The following is a 16,299-nucleotide window of genomic DNA, read 5'->3' on the forward strand; positions in this document are numbered from 1 at the left end:
CTGCCATCCGCCCACGACTGCCTCACCAATCTCCATGACCTCACGCCGCCAATTCCTGCAAACCACCACCGGCGCAGGCCTCGCCGCCGCCGTCCTCGCGACATTCCCGCCCAGCATCCGCAAAGCACTGGCCATCCCCGCCAACAACAAGACGGGCACCATCAAGGATGTCGAACACGTCGTCATCCTGATGCAAGAAAATCGTTCGTTCGACCACTATTTCGGAACGCTCAAAGGCGTACGCGGTTTTGGCGACCGGCTCACCATTCCCATGGTCAACGACCGCAAGGTCTGGCAGCAGGAGCGCGAAAACGGCGCGCTGTTGACGCCCTATCACCTGGATAGCACGGCCAATAATGCCCAACGCGTGTCAGGCACGAACCATACGTGGGTCGACAGCCAGGAGGCCTGGGACAATGGCCGCATGACCCAATGGCCCCGCTACAAGCAGGATCAATCCATGGGGTATTACAAGGAACAGGAGGTCCCCTTTCAATTCGCGCTGGCCAATGCGTTCACGCTCTGTGATGCCTATCACTGCAGCATGCACACAGGCACGGATGCCAATCGCTCATTCCACCTGACTGGCACCAACGGCCCCACCGCGCAGAATGTCGCCTACGTGAACAACGAATGGGACTGGATCGCCGGCACGGCAGGCAATGAGGAGACCGGCTACACCTGGAAAACCTACGCCGAGAATCTGGAGGACGCAGGCGTCAGCTGGATCTGCTACCAGAACATGCCCGACGAATGGGGCGACAACATGCTGGGCGCATTCCGTCAATTCCGTGCGGCCAATCTGGCATCGGGCTTTCCGGTTTCCAGTGGCGGCGAGCCGAATTCGCCGTATGCCGATACGGGCCAAGCGCTGCCGTATCACGCCTATGATGCAGCCACGGACAACCCCGGCAATCCGCTGTACAAAGGCATCGCCAACACCTTGCCCGGCACGACACCCGACACGTATCTGGATGCGTTCCGGCGCGATGTGCTAGAGGGGCGGCTGCCGCAAGTGTCGTGGGTGAATGCGCCCTCGATCTATTGCGAACATCCCGGCCCCTCCAGTCCGGTGCAAGGCGGATGGTTCGTCCAGGAAATTCTGGATGCGCTCACCGCCAACCCGGAGGTCTGGAGCAAGACCGTCCTGCTGATCAACTTCGATGAGAACGATGGTTTCTTTGACCACGTGCCCTCACCGTCCGCCCCCTCGCGCAATGCCGACGGCAGCCTCGCAGGCAAGACCACGCTGTCAGAGGGCGATATGGCATACGAATACTATACGCAGCCCTCGCCGACGGGCAGTTCTGGCCAGCCCCAGGCTGACGGACGTGTGTTTGGCCCCGGCCCTCGCGTTCCCCTGTACGTGATTTCCCCGTGGAGCCGTGGCGGGTGGGTCAACTCGCAAGTGTTCGATCACACGTCTGTACTGCGTTTTCTGGAGACGCGTTTCGGTGTCCAGGCACCCCACATCAGCCCATTTCGCCGTGCCGTCTGTGGCGATCTGACCAGCGCACTCAATTTCGCCACGCCTAATGAAGAAGTGCTGCCGACGCTGAATGGCCGCCTCACGCGCGCCGATGCCGATCAGTTGCGCGATGCTCAGGCTGCGTTGCCTCAAGTGCCGCTACCGACCGATTTGCAGATGCCGCTGCAGGCCAGCGGCACGCGTCCATCGCGCGCACTGCCCTATGAGCTGCACACCAGCGCACGCGCCACCGCCGACGGTCAGGTTCAACTGCTGTTCGCCAACACGGGCACGCAGGCTGCCGTGTTTCATGTCTATGACCGCCATCATCTGGACCGCATTCCGCGCCGCTACACATTAGAGGCCGGCACGACGCTGGACGACACGTGGAACGCGGGCCTGGACAATCTGGGACACTACGATCTGTGGGTGCTCGGCCCCAATGGCTATCACCGTCACTTCGTCGGCGACACGGCGCGCATCGCCGACAGCGGTGCGCACCCGGAAATACGTGTCTGCTATGACATCGCCAACGGCAATGTATACGCGGAACTGATGAATGGCGGCTCGGCGGATTGCACCTTCACGATCACGCCGCTGGCGTATCGCGAGGACGGCCCATGGACAGTCAGCGTCGCGGCAGGTGCCCAGGAATCCCTGCATTGGGAACTGGCCGACAGCGGCCGTTGGTACGATTTCCAGGTGAAATGCGACAGCGATGCCGCATTCGTACGCCGCTTTGCAGGCCGGGTAGAGACTGGCGAACACTCGGTAAGCGATCCGGCAATGGGCACTGAATCTCAAGCCTAACGCCACAAACAACAACGCCAACTCCGAAGAGTTGGCGTTGTTTTGCATCTGGTGGTGGGCCCTGCGAGACTCGAACTCGCGACCAACGGATTAAAAGTCCGCTGCTCTACCGACTGAGCTAAAGGCCCGACCGAAGCCCAAGATTATGACGGAACTGAATCAGCCTGTCAAATCTAAAATTACGTTCTTGCTCAAAATATTGTCGACGACAACGCGGTTGCCGTCGATTGGCGCCGTCCCAAATTACCAGGCGGCAACCACTGCGCCCTTGAATTTTTCAGCGATAAAGGCCTTGGTAGCGGCACTCTGGTAGATGCTGGCCAGCCTTTTCAAATCCGCGCGGTCTTTGTCCTGCTCGCGCACGACCAGCACGTTGGCATAGGGCGACTCTGACGACTCGCGCACGATCGCGTCCTTGTTGGGGTCCAGGCCTGCTTCCATGGCGAAATTGGTGTTCACAGCGGAGGCATCGACGTCATCCAGCGAACGCGGCAGTTGCGCGGCGTCCAGTTCCACAAAGCGAAGCTTGCGCGGGTTCTCCGTAATGTCGATCGGGGTCGCTTTCAGGCCCGCGTCGGGGTTCAGCTTGATCAGCCCATGCTGTTGCAACAGCAGCAAGGCACGGCCACCGTTGGTCGGATCATTGGGAATACCGATCTGCGCGCCCTCTTTCAGCTCGTTCAGGTTCTTGACCTTTTTGCTGTAGATGCCGATAGGGAAAATCACCGTCTTACCGATGCTGACCAGTTTGTAGCCACGATCCGCATTGGCCGAATCCAGGTAAGGCTGATGCTGATAGCTGTTCATATCCAGATCGCCAGCGGACAGCGCGGCATTGGGCTGCACGTAGTCGCTGAACTCGATGATCTGCACTTGCAGGCCTTGCTTGGCGGCTTCTGCCTTGACCACGTCAAAGATCTGCGCATGCGGGCCGGCCGTCACGCCTACCTTGAGCGGTTTGTCTTGAGCGAGCGCCGGCTGGGCCACGACTGCCGCACCCAGGGCCAATGCGGCCAACGATTTGAAAAACTTGATGCTCATGAAATACCTTCCTGATTAGCGATGCGACATCCGGCGCACGAGCCAATCGCCCATGCCCTGGACAAACTGCACCAGAACGACCAGCACGACCACGACGGCCAGCATGACTTCCGGTTGAAAACGTTGGTAGCCGTAGCGTATGCCCACGTCGCCCAGACCGCCGCCGCCGATGGCGCCAGCCATGGCGGAATAGCCGATCAGGCTGATGATGGTCACGATCGTAGCCGCCACCAGCCCTGGCAGGGATTCCGGCAGCAGGACTTTGACAATGATCTGCAACGGACTCGCACCCATGGCGCGCGCGGCGGTCAACAACCCCGAGTCGACTTCGCGCATGGCGTTTTCAGCGATGCGGGCCATGAATGGAATCGCTGCGACAGACAGGGGCACAATTGCCGCCGTGGTGCCGATCGAAGTCTGAGCGATAAACCGCGTGAACGGGATGATGGCCACCATCAAAATGATGAAAGGCACGGAACGGGTGATGTTGACGATGGCGCCCAACACGCGATTGACGGTCAGGTTTTGCAGCATCGCGCCGCGTGCGGTCACCACCAGGATGACACCCAGCGGGATACCGATGATGACGGCAATCAGGCTGGGCACGCCGACCAGCAGCAGGGTTTCCAGCAGCGAGGTGACGAGCAAGTCGATCAGTTGCGAACTCATGGGGCGATGTCTTCTACGGAAATATCTAGTGCGGTCAGGGTATTCAGCGCCTGATTGACGGCGTCAGGCTCGCCTTGTACCAACACAAACAAGGTACCGACAGCCACCCCCTGGATGTCTTCGACGCGAGCCTGGACCAGGCTGACATCCAGCGCATGCTGACGGGTCAGGTCGGACAACAACGTTCCAGCCGCGCCGCCCGCCAAGCGTATACGCAGCAAACGCGCCTGCGTCCCAGGCCGTGCGGCGGCCATGTCGGCCATGCGTGCATGTGTGGCCGCCAGGGTGGCGTCAGTCAGGTCCGAGGCGGTCGCAGCCGACACCATAGCGCTGGTCACCTCGTGCCGAGGCGAGGCAAAAATATCCTGAGTGCGGCCGGATTCGACCACTTGGCCATGAGACAGCACCGCCACGCGGTCACAGATCTCGCGCACGACCTCCATCTGATGCGTGATCATGACGACGGTCACACCGGTTTTCTGATTGATATCCCGCAGCAAGGCCAAAATATTGTGCGTGGTTTCCGGGTCCAGCGCCGAGGTCGCCTCGTCGCTCAGCAGCACATCGGGGTCGTTGGCCAGGGCGCGGGCAATCCCCACGCGCTGTTTCTGCCCGCCGCTGATCTGGCTGGGATAGCGATCGCGCAGATGTTCCAACCCGACCAGCGCCAGCAAGCGCTCGACTTTGGCGGGAATCTGATCACGCGGCACGCCTGCGATCTCCAGAGGCAAAGCCACGTTGCCGTACACCGTACGGCGAGCCAGCAAGTTAAAGCCTTGAAACACCATGCCGATACGGCGGCGTTGGTTGCGCAGCTCGGTCTCGTCCAGGCAAGTCAGCTCAGTGCCGCCAATAGATATTTGGCCGCTATCGGGACGCTCCAGCAAATTAATGCACTGGACCAGCGTGCTTTTTCCTGCCCCGCTGGGGCCGATGATGCCGAAGACTTCGCCCTGTTCGATCTGCAGGCTGATGTCGCGCAGCGCCTCAAAGCGGCCGTGCGGCGTCGCGTAAGTCTTCGATAGATGTTGGATGTGAATCATGGCGTTGCGATTGTGGAGGATCGCGCTTCTAAAGAGAACGACAGTTTCGTCTCTTTTTAATAACTATTAGAAATATAACCGCCCCACCTGCGAACCTGTCCGGCCCCAGCAGCAAGCAGAGGTCACGGGCGGATCAATGGGAACAGCAAGATCGGCGTCCATCGGCGTTTGCCGCCAATGGACGCCAGGAGACGCTGGTTACCGAGCGCGCGAGATGCGGACTTCGGCGCCGCGGCGTTTGACTTCCAGCCCCTCGGAGGGCAGGATGCGCAGGCCTTCGAGGCCCTTGATATAGCTGGACCCCTGCATTTGCATGACACGGATCTTGTTGCGCATCACCACGGGGTTGTGCACCGGCATGCCAAACATCCAGACCTCGTCCAGAATGCGCGCAGAGTTGAACTCGCCCGCATGCTGCGCCACAGGGCCCAGACACAACATATGCCCTTCGCGGCCAAAGACGGGGTATTTGTCCGTTCCCCATTCCACGGCCAAGGTGGTGCCGCCTTCGTAGCGATAGCCGGTGTTCAAATCCCACCAAGCATCGCCCTTGGGCAGATACACGTTCACGCTATTGCCCGGCTGCATCACCGGAGCCACCAGCAAGGCCGGCCCCAGCAGGTACTGCAGGTCCCAATTGTGGGCCTCGGGGTCATGCGGAAAGCTCAATGCCATCGAGCGCTGTACCGGCAGCCCAGTACGAGCCGAGTCTTCGATCGCGCCCAGGACATAGGGGACCAATCGATAACGCCATTGCAGCCAGGTGCGAGCCTGCTCGAGCGCCTCATCGCCAAACGCCCAGGGCATCAAGCCAGGAACGCCCTGGAAGCAGAAATTCGCCGAAAACACACCAACAGTCAGCCAGCGCAGATAAAGCTCGGCACTCATGCCATCGAGCGGAGCCTTGGCCGAACCGATGTTATGCACCTGCACCGGCACACCGCTCGCCCCGATGGACAACGCCGTGCGCAAGGTCTGTTCCAATCCGGCCCAGTCGTTGGTGACTTGCGGGCCGAGCTGCCACGGCAGGCGCTGGGCCGCCGGGAACAAATCGGTGCTGGGCACCACGCCCTCGGGCGGGACCTTGTGGCCAGCGACAGCCTCGAACAAGGCGCGCCGTGCCAGCAACGGATATTGGGAACGCAGGATCGCGCCGTTGTCGCCATTGCGTGCGCTGACATCATCAGGGATGGCAATCTGCGCATCACAGACCGGGGCGTCCAAGCCGTCCTCGATCAATTGGCGATGGCGCTCGATCCAGAGGTTATAGACGTCGCGATAGGTCAGATCCAGCAAGCCATAGGGCCGACCGGCCGTGGCGTCGTTGCCGTCAAAAACCTGGGCACCGCCGTCGTCGCGGGTCAATAGCCAGCCGCGATCCTCCAGTTCCTCGAACAGGGGGCTGGATTGGATGACACCAGGGAAACCGGTTGCCGCAACGTGAACGTGGTGCTTGTGAAACAGCGCCAGCATTTGTTTGGCATCCGGGAAACGCTGAGCGTCCCATTCAAAGACAGCCTTGTCGGACTGGAATCCCCAGGCCGACGGTGCGGCCAGCTTGACGGCATCCAGCGGCAATTGCAGCTCGCGCATCCGCTCGACCAACGCGGCGGTCTCGGTAGGCATCTCGCCCTCGGCCTGCTGCAGCCAGGCACCCATCGCCCACAGCACCGGCTGGCCGGCACGGCCCGTCAACGCCGTGTATTGGTTCAGGATCTCGCTGGGGTCGCCGACGAACAGGAACACGTCCAGCACGGTGTCTTCGACACTGACCGTATAAGCAGACGCCGTCGGCGCCACCCCCAGATCGTGGTGCACGCGATGCATCGTATTGACATAGATGCCCCAACCGCGCGGGCTCCAGGCCAGCGGCAGCGCGCGATGATCCGGGTCATCGGAAACGATCGCTTCTTCGCGACGATTCAGATCACCGGAGGTTTCGCCCAGGCCGTAGAGACGCTCATCAGCCTGCAGCGTGAAAGCCGCGCTCCAGACTGCGTCATCAACCTCATCCAGCGCGTCATGGCCGAAAGCGGGTTCGTGCTCGGAGATATCAGAAGCAAGCACCTGCGTTTCGCCACGATACAAGGCGATCCGCACGGGATCCGTCTGGATATCGAGCGACACCTCGCCCTGAGCAATACGCCAGCCTTTGCCGTCGTCTTGGGGCGTGACCGTACACTCGCCTACTGCTTCCTGGCGAGCCAGCAACATTTCCGCAACGGCGCGTACGCGCGCGCTGGGTTTCTCCTCATTAAGGACACTCGCCTGGCCACAGCGCAGGCGAAAGACACCAGGCGCATGCGCCTCGACTACCAGGTGCAACCCGTCACCCGCATCGAAATCGATGCGGCTGGGGCGTGACGACAGCAACTCGACGGACTCGAGCTGGGTAGTATGGGCAAAGTCGAACTTGGGCGGCACAGAGCATCCCCCGGCTTAAGCCAAAAAACCGTTAAAAAACGCTATTTTGACGGATTTGGCCCACGAAATAAAATCGCTTTCGTTTTTCGGGTCGAATTGCCTGTCCGAACAGGCCGAAAAGTTGAATACAAAACACCGAAAACCGGGGTGATTTCGGCATTTTTGCCGGGCGGATTTAGGCGATTTATTGGAGCTTCTGCCGCCAACAGCCGCCATCGTGACGTCAACGCGGCGCAATGCTGGCAAGCAGATCGGCTTCCAACGGCAGCGGTTCGCCGCATAGCGCACTGGCGATCAGGTCTCCGCTCAATGCCGACCAACTGAGGCCCCGCGACGCATAACCCGCCGCTACCCACACCCCGGGAGCATGCGACAACGGACCAATCGCCGGCAAGCGTCCGGGCAGCACGGCCCGCCATCCCGCCCATCCCGGCAGTTCGCCGGGCGTCAGCGACGCCCAGGCCGGCGGCAAGCCTCCCAAGAGCCCAGCGACCTTGTCGAGGTTGGTTTGCTGACCCGCTGTGCTGATGTCCGAGGTCAGGGCGCCATGCTCATACGTACTGCCGGCCACGCACTGTCCCTGTATTGCAGGCAGGAGATATCCCTCACCGCCGACGATACAGCGCGGGCCGGCATCTGCCTCGCGAGTGCCGCCCGTCTCGCGCCCCCCAGAGGCCGGTAACAAGCTGACTTGTCCAGCCAGCCGATGCATTTGCGCCAACCTCGGCAATGGGTCCAGTAATCCGCTCTCTCGCAGCAAGGCCTGCGCCCCGAACGCGTTGGCCAGCACCACGGTCGTGGCCTGAGCCAGCACTCGGCCGTCGGCAGCTCGGACTTGCCAACCCGAGGCAACACGCTGCAAATCGAATGCACATCCCGACACACGCCGCACACCAGGCGTATGCAACAAGGCGGGGATCAATGCCGCAGGCTGCACCAATAACCCATCTGCGAGAAACATGCCCCCTCTGGCGACGGACATGCCAGCCAGCGCCGACGCCTCGTCACGATCAACGACTCGCACCCAATCTGCCGGAAACTGCAGTTGCCGCAACGTGTCGTCCAACGCCGCGGTACGGCCCGCATCGCGCTCGAGCTGCACCGTGCCGCAACGCAGCGGGGCAGCATCCGGTGCCAGATCAGCCCAGCGGGCTTGGGCTCTGAAACTGCCCGCGCGCGATAGCCGCGCGCGGGCATTATCATCACGGGCGATCACTGGCGTCAGGGCTGCCGCGACGTGTCCGGCATGTGCCATGTCGCCCGCCGAATTCGCGGGATCAATCACCACCACCGACCGGCCGCGTAGCGCCAACGCCTGTGCGATACCGGCTCCTGCCAGCCCCGCGCCGACAACGACGATCTCGTCGGTGCCGAGACTGTCTGCGTCACGCGCCAGGGACCAAGCCTCGTCTAATGCAACGGCCCTGTCGCCGAACGACGTGGCGCCTTTCGCGTGTGCAGGCTGCCTCGTTGGTGCAGACGGCCGCGTTTGCGCCGTCCGCACGCCCACCGTCATGTGCACTTTGCCCGCATATCCTGGCTGCTTGCGGACCTCGAACCCCGCATCGGTCAAGGCCCGACGCACCGCGCCCGCGCTGGCCCAGGTAGCCAGGGTGGCATCAGGCGCGGCCAAGCGCGCCAGGTCGTGCATCAATGCGGGTTGCCACAAATCGGGATTGCGTTTTGGCGCAAAGCCGTCCAAGAAATACGCATCTACGCGGGCGCGCAATTGCGGTACGACGGTCTCGGCTCGGCCAAAAGCCAATGTCAGGGTGACGGCCCCCCGTTCGAACTCCAGGCGATGCAGCCCCGGCAGGCAGGCTGGCCATTGGGCCACCAACTGATCAACCAATGCACGCAATGACTCGGGCGCCAACCGCCGCAACACCTGGGCCAGAGTATCGCGCGCAAACGGATGCGCTTCGACCGAAAGCATATGCAATCGCGCACAACGGGCGGGATCTTTGCGCCATGCGTCCCACAACGCCAGAAAATTCAACCCCAATCCGAAACCCGTTTCGCACACGGTAAAGGCGCCCCGCCCACGCCACCGTTCCGGCAAACCATTGCCTCGCAAAAATACATACTCTGCTTGCCCAAGCGCACCTGCGGTCGAATGATAAACATCGCCATACGAAGTATTGCGAAAATGGCCATCGGCATCGAAACCAACGTCAGGAGCAGTCAGCGGAACGTAAGAAGACATAAATAAAGAGACACGACCACAAGGCGCGCAACGCGGCTATTTTGCGGGAAATTACGAGATTTTCACGATCCGGCGCCACGCAGCCCATCAATGCGTTGCGACATACAGCATACCTAAGACGACAAGCATATGACGTTGGGTGAAAGCCACGTATAAACGCCTGATTCTGACAGAAGTGGCGAGCGTGCAGCCGCAAGGGCTTACACTGGACTCATGCTGAAGACCGGACGTACTACGATGCCTTCACCCTCTGCGCTGGATCTGTGCGCTGCGATTGATACTGCCGCATCGGCAGCTCATTCAGGTGCTGCGATCCTGCAATCCTATGCTCATCATCGCAGCGACCTTGTGATTGATCATAAGGCCCGCAACGACTTGGTGTCCCAAGCCGATCGCGAGGCCGAGGCTGCGATTATCGAGGTGCTGCGTTCGCGCACCCCGGATTTCGGCATTGTGGCCGAAGAAACAGGCGGCACTCCTCAAGGCCCCGCCACCTGGTACATCGACCCGCTGGATGGCACGACCAACTTTCTGCACGGCATTCCTCACTATGCTGTATCGATTGCGCTCGTTGCCCATGCGGGCGCACGAGTTCCCGGTCCGGACCCCCTACAAGAAGACACGCCGGTCATTGGTGTCGTGTACGACCCCTGCCGCGAGGAGCTATTCACCGCTGTGCACGGCATTGGTGCATGGCTCAACGGCCGACGCGTTACCTGCTCGCGCACCAAATCGCTCGCTGACGCCGTCCTCGCGACGGGGTTTCCGTTTCGCGATTTCTCGTTCGCAGATCAATACATGCCTATGTTGAAAGAAGCGATCTGCATCACGCGCGGCGTGCGGCGCATGGGAGCCGCAGCGCTGGATCTCGCATGGACTGCATGCGGACGCTACGACGGCTATTGGGAAATGGGCCTGGCGCCATGGGACGTTGCAGCAGGCACGCTGCTCGTGCGCGAGGCAGGTGGAGTCTGCCACGACATGCATCAACATGACCCCTGGCCCATCGGCGGACGCGTGGTGGCCGGCAACCCCGACATTGTCGAGGCCTTGCACGGCATGATCGCCCCACACCTGCGCAAAGAATGAACCAACTAGTCCGGCCGTAATTCGCGCCGCAAGATCTTGCCCACATTACTCTTGGGCAACTCGGCGCGAAATTCCACGCTATGCGGGCGCTTATAGCCGGTGAGCTTGTCTTTGCACCATTCGATCAGTTGCGATTCAGTCAGGGATTCGTCCTTCTTCACCACAAAGGCTTTCACGGCCTCGCCAGAGTGTTCATCGGGCACGCCCACGACCGCGCATTCCAGAACGCCGGGATGTGATGCGATGACGGCCTCAACCTCGTTCGGATAGACCTTGAAACCGGATACGGCAATCATGTCTTTCTTGCGATCGACGATACGGGTATAGCCCTGCTCGTCCATGATGCCGATATCGCCCGTGCGAAAGAAACCGTCTGCTGTCATGCACTGGCGCGTTTCATCGGGCTTTTGCCAATATCCCAACATGACTTGCGGGCCGCGTATGCATACCTCGCCACGCTCGCCCAGCGGCACCGTATTGCCCTCGTCATCCAGAATCGCTACATCGGTCGATGGCAGAGGCAAACCGATTGAACCAGAATACGCCGTCGTGTCGGTAGGGTTGACGGTCGCCACGGGCGAGGTTTCCGACAAACCATAGCCCTCTACCAAAGGATGCCCCGTGATCTGCAACCATCGCTCAGCCACATGGCGCTGCACCGCCATTCCACCGCCCAGCGTCAATCGCAATCCGGAAAAATCCAGTTTGGCAAAATCGGGGTTGTTCGCCAGGGCATTGAACAAGGTATTTACGCCGGGGAAAATATTGATGCCGGTCTTGCGCCACGCATCGATCAAGGCGGGTTGATCGCGGGGATTGATGATCAGCACATTACGCATCCCCGCATAGAGTCCAAACAAGCCGCACACCGTCATGGCAAACACGTGATACAGCGGCAAAGCGCTGATGATGGTGAGTTGCACATTGTCCAGATCCTTCAGCGCCGGCCGGGCCACGGCCTCGAGTTGCAGCACGTTGGCGATCAGATTGCCATGCGACAACATAGCCCCCTTGGGTACGCCTGTGGTGCCCCCTGTGTACTGCAAAACCGCGACGTCATCATGCCCCAATGGCGGGGGAGTGAACGTGGCCGAGGCGCCCTGCGACAACACGCGAGACAATTGATGTGCTCCCTCAATCCGCCAATCGGGGATCATGCGCTTGATGTGGCGAGCCACGAAGTTCACCAGGGGCGCTTTCAAACCACCCAGCAGGTCGCCCGGCCCCGTCACCACCACATGCCGCAGCGCACCACGATCACTGACGGCCTGCAGGGTATGCGCAAAATTTTCCAGAATGACGATGACCTCGGCGCCGCTGTCGAGCAATTGCCGCTGCAATTCATCTGTCTTGTAGAGCGGGTTGACGTTGACCACCACCAGGCCCGCACGCAATGTACCCAACAGGCAAACCAGATACGCCGGCACGTTAGGCATCATCAGCGCCACGCGCGCGCCCTTTTGCAGGCCCTGGCTCTGTAACCATGCTGCAAACGCACGCGCCTGGCGATCCAGATCCGCATACTTGATATCCGCCCCCATGGCCGTGCATGCCACACGCGCGGCATGCTTGCGGCACGCCCGATCCAGCAAGTCAGGCAATGACGCATAAGGCTCGATAGATATTTCCGCAGGAACGCCAGCGGGATAATGAGCAAGCCAAGGACGCGACATAGTGAGGTCTCCACGTGTGATACATGTTCTGAGGGTTTTTGTTTGATAATACCCTTGTTGCCCTTGGCTTAACTCCAATCGAGACTCCGATGAATCTGTTAGAACCCATCGTCGCCTGGCACCAAGACATCGCCCGTATCCGGCGCGACATCCACGCACATCCAGAATTGTCTTTCGAGGAATTCCGCACGTCCGACGTCGTGGCCACCCAGCTCCTGGAATGGGGCATCGAGGTCGATCGCGGATTAGGCGGTACCGGCGTTGTCGGCATCATTCGCGGCAACATCGATAGTCCTCGCACCGTGGGACTGCGCGCCGATATGGACGCGCTACCGATGCAAGAGGCGAACACCTTTGAACACGCCAGCCAGAATGCGGGCAAAATGCACGCCTGCGGTCATGACGGCCATACTGCCATGTTGCTGGCCGCGGCACGCTATCTGGCGCAGCACCGCGATTTTCCAGGCACGGTCTATGTGATTTTCCAACCCGCCGAAGAAGGCGGCGGCGGCGCGAAACGCATGATCGACGATGGCCTGTTCAGCCGATTCCCGATGGAGGCCGTGTTCGGCATGCACAACTGGCCCGGTCTGAAAGTGGGTCAGTTTGGCGTAACCGCGGGCCCCATCATGGCGTCAAGCAACGAGTTCGTCATCACGATTCAGGGCAAAGGCACGCATGCAGGCATGCCCCACCTGGGAATAGATCCCGTCATGACCGCGGTGCAGTTGGCGCAATCGCTACAGACCATCATCACCCGCAATCGCAATCCGCTGGATGCAGCAGTGCTCAGCATCACGCAGATCCATACTGGCAGCGCGGACAACGTGGTGCCGAATGTCGCGATCATGCGAGGCACGGTACGGACGTTTACACACGAGACGCTGGACCTGATCGAGCGCCGCATGCATGACATCGCGCGGTATACCTGCGAGGCCCTGGATTGCACCGTGGAATTCGAATTCCACCGCAACTACCCGCCGACGATCAACCATGCCAACGAAACGGCATTCTGTGTCGAGGTCATGCGCAGCATCGTCGGCGAAGAAAATGTCCACGACCGCGTCCAGCCGACCATGGGCGCCGAGGATTTTGCATTCATGCTACAGGAGCTCCCCGGTTGCTATGTGTGGATAGGCAATGGTGACGGCACGCATCGTGACGTGGGGCATGGCGCGGGTCCGTGCATGCTGCATAACGGCAGCTACGACTTCAATGACGATCTGCTGCCGCTGGGCGGGACGTATTGGGTGGAGCTGGCTCGGAAATGGTTGGCCCGACCGGATTGACGCGCCGCTGATCACCCCTCGGGTCGCAGGGTCAGGCAAGACTCCAGAAAGCGCTCGGCCGCGCGGGCCGAGGTCTGCGAGTGCGGGACGAGGATACTGAGCGTGCGCGTCAAGGGCTGCGGCAGGAGCCGGATCACCGCCAAGGTGCCATCCTCGTGCCGCATCGACAGCAGCGAGACAAATCCAATTCCCAGGCCGGCGCGCACGGCCTGTTTCACGCCCTCGACGCCGGCCAGTTCCAAGCCCACCGCGGGCGCCAAACCCTCGTCGGCAAAGGCCCGTTCGACCAATTGCCGCACACCCGAGCCTGGTTCTCTCATGACCAGGGCGAAATGGACCAGTTCCTGCAAATGCGCGACGCCATGCCGCGCCAGAGGATGGTCGGCGCGCGCAATCGCCACGACCTCATCGTCTCGCCACTGGTGGACCATCGTATCCAGGGGCAGGCCTGCCGGCACTTCGCCCTCGATAAAGGCCAAGTCCAAGATGGGCAAACGCGCCACGATCTGACTGGTATTGCCGTCGGACAGATGCAGACTGACCGCGGGGAACCGCTGATGAAACTCGGCAACGAGCCCAGGCAGCAGATAGCTCGCTGGCGTCGTACTCGCCCCCAGCCGCAGCCGGCCCGTTTCCAACCCTTGCCAGGCCTCCCGCAGGGTTTGCGCCTGCTGATAGACCTGGCGTAACTGGCGCGCTTGCTCGGCCAGGCGCTCGCCAGCAGGGGTCAAGATCACGCCATGCCCCTTTCGGCGATACAGCGGCTCGCCGAACCATTCTTGCAGCAAACGCAACTGCCCCGAGACGGCTGGCTGGGATAAATACAGCAATTCCGCTGCGCGGCTGATATTGCCCACGTCCGCCACATACGCAAAAGTCAAAAGTTGATCTGGAGTCATAAGGGGAGCCATCGCCGCCAGCGATATCGTTATTTCGAATATTTAATATCCAAATTAAAAATTTCTCAAATAACGCGGTCAGATTTAATATTCCTCAAAGTTATTAAGTTATGCAGCAACCCCCATGTCGACTTCTACTACCCTCCCCCTGGCCACTCCATGGCGCGACAAGCTCAATGGCGTCTTCTTTGTCGCGCTGATGACGGTGGCGGTGATGCAGCTGAGCGATCTGCCGGCGATTCGGCAGCTGGGTTTTTCGCCTCTGATCATCGGCATCGTGTGCGGCATGCTGTATGGAAATTTCCTGCGCGGCACCATGCCGGCTGATTGGGCGGTGGGAGTCAATTTCACTGCCCGCCGCCTGCTGCGTATCGCAGTCGCGTTTTATGGGCTGAACATCAGCATCCAGCAGATCGCCGCCGTGGGGCTGCCGGGCTTGGCCGTGTCGGTAATCATTGTGGTGGGAACGCTGCTGATAGGGACCACCGTAGGCCAGCGACTGCTGGGCCTGGATCGCGATACCGCCATGCTGACGGCTGCGGGCAGCGCTATTTGCGGCGCGGCGGCGGTGCTGGCGTTTGAGCCCACACTGCGTGCCGCCCCTCACAAGAGCGCCGTGGCCGTGGCGACGGTAGTACTGTTTGGCACCCTCTCCATGTTCCTGTACCCAGTGGCCTATCAGGCAGGCTGGCTCGCGCTGACGCCCCAGGAACTGGGTCTCTATATTGGCGGCACTGTACACGAAGTCGCGCAAGTCGTCGGCGCCGCCAGCAATATCGATCCCGCAACGACCGACGTGGCCACGATCGTCAAAATGACCCGGGTGGCGTTGCTGGTGCCGGTATTGCTGGTCTTGGGCCTGTGGCTGCGTAGCGCGGCCTCGGCCAACGGATCAGGCCAGGCCAAGGCACGTTTGCCCATTCCCTGGTTTGCCGTGGGTTTTCTGGTCCTGGCCATCATCAATTCCCTGAACGTCCTGCCGGAAGACGTCATCACCGCCATCCGCCGCCTGGACGTCTTTGCCTTGACGATGGCGATGACGGCCCTGGGCATCGAAACGCGGTTCGGCCAGATCCGCCAGGCGGGCCCCAAGGTCATGCTGCTGGGATTGATCTTGTATGTCTGGCTGGTACTGGGTGGCTATGGGGTGGTGAAGTTGGTGATGTAGGGGCGTTTTCGCCGCCGGGCCGCCCCAAGGCGAAAAATCCCCGCCAATCAACCGCAGAGGGGCGCGTTTTGCTGCATAATCGGCCGGTTTTCATCAGGACTGGAGCCGGCCCATGTCTAGCGTCAAAGATTTCACGACTACCCTGCCTGCCGGTCGGGATCCCGTGTTGCGTGTCATGCCCATGCCCTCAGACGCCAATATCCATGGCGATGTGTTTGGCGGATGGATCATGTCGCAGGTCGATATCGCGGGCTCGATTCCTGCTGCACGGCGTGCCGCGGGACGTGTCGCGACCGTTGCTGTCAACGCGTTTCAGTTCAAGCAGCCGGTATTCGTAGGCGATCTGCTCAGTTTCTACACGACCATCGTCAAGACAGGCAAAACTTCGGTTACCGTATCTGTCGAGGTCTATGCCGAACGTAATCGCATGGACGCCGAGGTGGTCAAGGTCACCGAAGCCGTCCTGACCTACGTCGCCACTGACGAAGCCCGGCGCAGCCGCCCCCTGCCTATTCTGTAA

General features: G+C 60.9%; 11 protein-coding genes, 1 tRNA gene and 1 pseudogene. 5 read left to right on the top strand and 8 right to left on the bottom strand.

Translation table 11 applies throughout. The features are described from left to right. The first annotated feature begins 34 nt into the window (after window positions 1-34). Window positions 35-2,278, top strand: coding sequence for a phosphocholine-specific phospholipase C (locus ACNA0I_RS08230; RefSeq protein ID WP_415805585.1), 2,244 nt, complete (start codon window positions 35-37; stop codon window positions 2,276-2,278). 52 nt (window positions 2,279-2,330) lie between these two features. Here ACNA0I_RS08230 and ACNA0I_RS08235 read toward each other — a convergent pair. From ACNA0I_RS08235 to mnmC, 6 genes and pseudogenes are all read right to left on the bottom strand, one after another. Beyond that, window positions 2,331-2,406, bottom strand: a tRNA-Lys gene (locus ACNA0I_RS08235). A 115-nt stretch (window positions 2,407-2,521) separates the two neighbouring features. Beyond that, entirely contained in the window at window positions 2,522-3,319 is a 798-nt protein-coding gene (locus tag ACNA0I_RS08240) for a MetQ/NlpA family ABC transporter substrate-binding protein (RefSeq protein ID WP_415805586.1), read from the bottom strand. A gap of 15 nt (window positions 3,320-3,334) precedes the next feature. After that, window positions 3,335-3,988 (bottom strand): methionine ABC transporter permease, encoded by a 654-nt coding sequence (locus ACNA0I_RS08245; protein WP_094823069.1) that lies wholly within the window; start codon window positions 3,986-3,988, stop codon window positions 3,335-3,337. Continuing rightward, window positions 3,948-5,031, bottom strand: a pseudogene (locus ACNA0I_RS08250) (methionine ABC transporter ATP-binding protein); the annotation flags it as partial. The pseudogene ACNA0I_RS08250 and the gene ACNA0I_RS08245, both read right to left, overlap by 41 nt. A gap of 198 nt (window positions 5,032-5,229) precedes the next feature. Next, entirely contained in the window at window positions 5,230-7,455 is a 2,226-nt protein-coding gene (locus tag ACNA0I_RS08255; RefSeq protein ID WP_415805587.1) for a glycoside hydrolase family 31 protein, read from the bottom strand. Window positions 7,456-7,678: 223 nt separating this feature from the next. Continuing rightward, a complete protein-coding gene (mnmC, locus tag ACNA0I_RS08260) occupies window positions 7,679-9,661 on the bottom strand; it encodes a bifunctional tRNA (5-methylaminomethyl-2-thiouridine)(34)-methyltransferase MnmC2/FAD-dependent 5-carboxymethylaminomethyl-2-thiouridine(34) oxidoreductase MnmC1 (protein WP_415805588.1) in 1,983 nt (660 codons plus the stop codon). A gap of 237 nt (window positions 9,662-9,898) precedes the next feature. Between mnmC and ACNA0I_RS08265 the strand changes: the two genes are divergently transcribed. After that, window positions 9,899-10,750 (top strand): inositol monophosphatase family protein, encoded by an 852-nt coding sequence (locus ACNA0I_RS08265; protein ID WP_415805589.1) that lies wholly within the window; start codon window positions 9,899-9,901, stop codon window positions 10,748-10,750. A 5-nt stretch (window positions 10,751-10,755) separates the two neighbouring features. Here ACNA0I_RS08265 and ACNA0I_RS08270 read toward each other — a convergent pair whose 3' ends face one another. After that, window positions 10,756-12,423 carry an AMP-binding protein gene (locus tag ACNA0I_RS08270; RefSeq protein WP_415805590.1) on the bottom strand — a complete coding sequence of 556 codons (1,668 nt, stop codon included), beginning with the start codon at window positions 12,421-12,423 and terminating at the stop codon, window positions 10,756-10,758. An 89-nt stretch (window positions 12,424-12,512) separates the two neighbouring features. Between ACNA0I_RS08270 and ACNA0I_RS08275 the strand changes: the two genes are divergently transcribed. After that, a complete protein-coding gene (locus ACNA0I_RS08275) occupies window positions 12,513-13,712 on the top strand; it encodes a M20 aminoacylase family protein (protein ID WP_415805591.1) in 1,200 nt (399 codons plus the stop codon). A gap of 11 nt (window positions 13,713-13,723) precedes the next feature. Here the strand turns inward: ACNA0I_RS08275 and ACNA0I_RS08280 are convergent, their stop codons facing one another. Further along, entirely contained in the window at window positions 13,724-14,611 is an 888-nt protein-coding gene (locus tag ACNA0I_RS08280; protein ID WP_415805592.1) for a LysR family transcriptional regulator, read from the bottom strand. 124 nt (window positions 14,612-14,735) lie between these two features. On the opposite strand from ACNA0I_RS08280, the gene ACNA0I_RS08285 reads away from it, so the two are divergent. Beyond that, window positions 14,736-15,779: a YeiH family protein gene (locus ACNA0I_RS08285; RefSeq protein ID WP_415805593.1), complete on the top strand. Its 1,044-nt coding sequence runs from the start codon at window positions 14,736-14,738 to the stop codon at window positions 15,777-15,779. Window positions 15,780-15,891: 112 nt separating this feature from the next. Then, the gene (locus tag ACNA0I_RS08290) at window positions 15,892-16,299 is read left to right on the top strand and encodes an acyl-CoA thioesterase (RefSeq protein ID WP_094823077.1); all 408 of its coding nucleotides are present in this window, start codon (window positions 15,892-15,894) and stop codon (window positions 16,297-16,299) included.

This window comes from Bordetella muralis (assembly GCF_965139205.1).
Taxonomy (GTDB): Bacteria; Pseudomonadota; Gammaproteobacteria; order Burkholderiales; family Burkholderiaceae_B; genus Bordetella_A; species Bordetella_A muralis.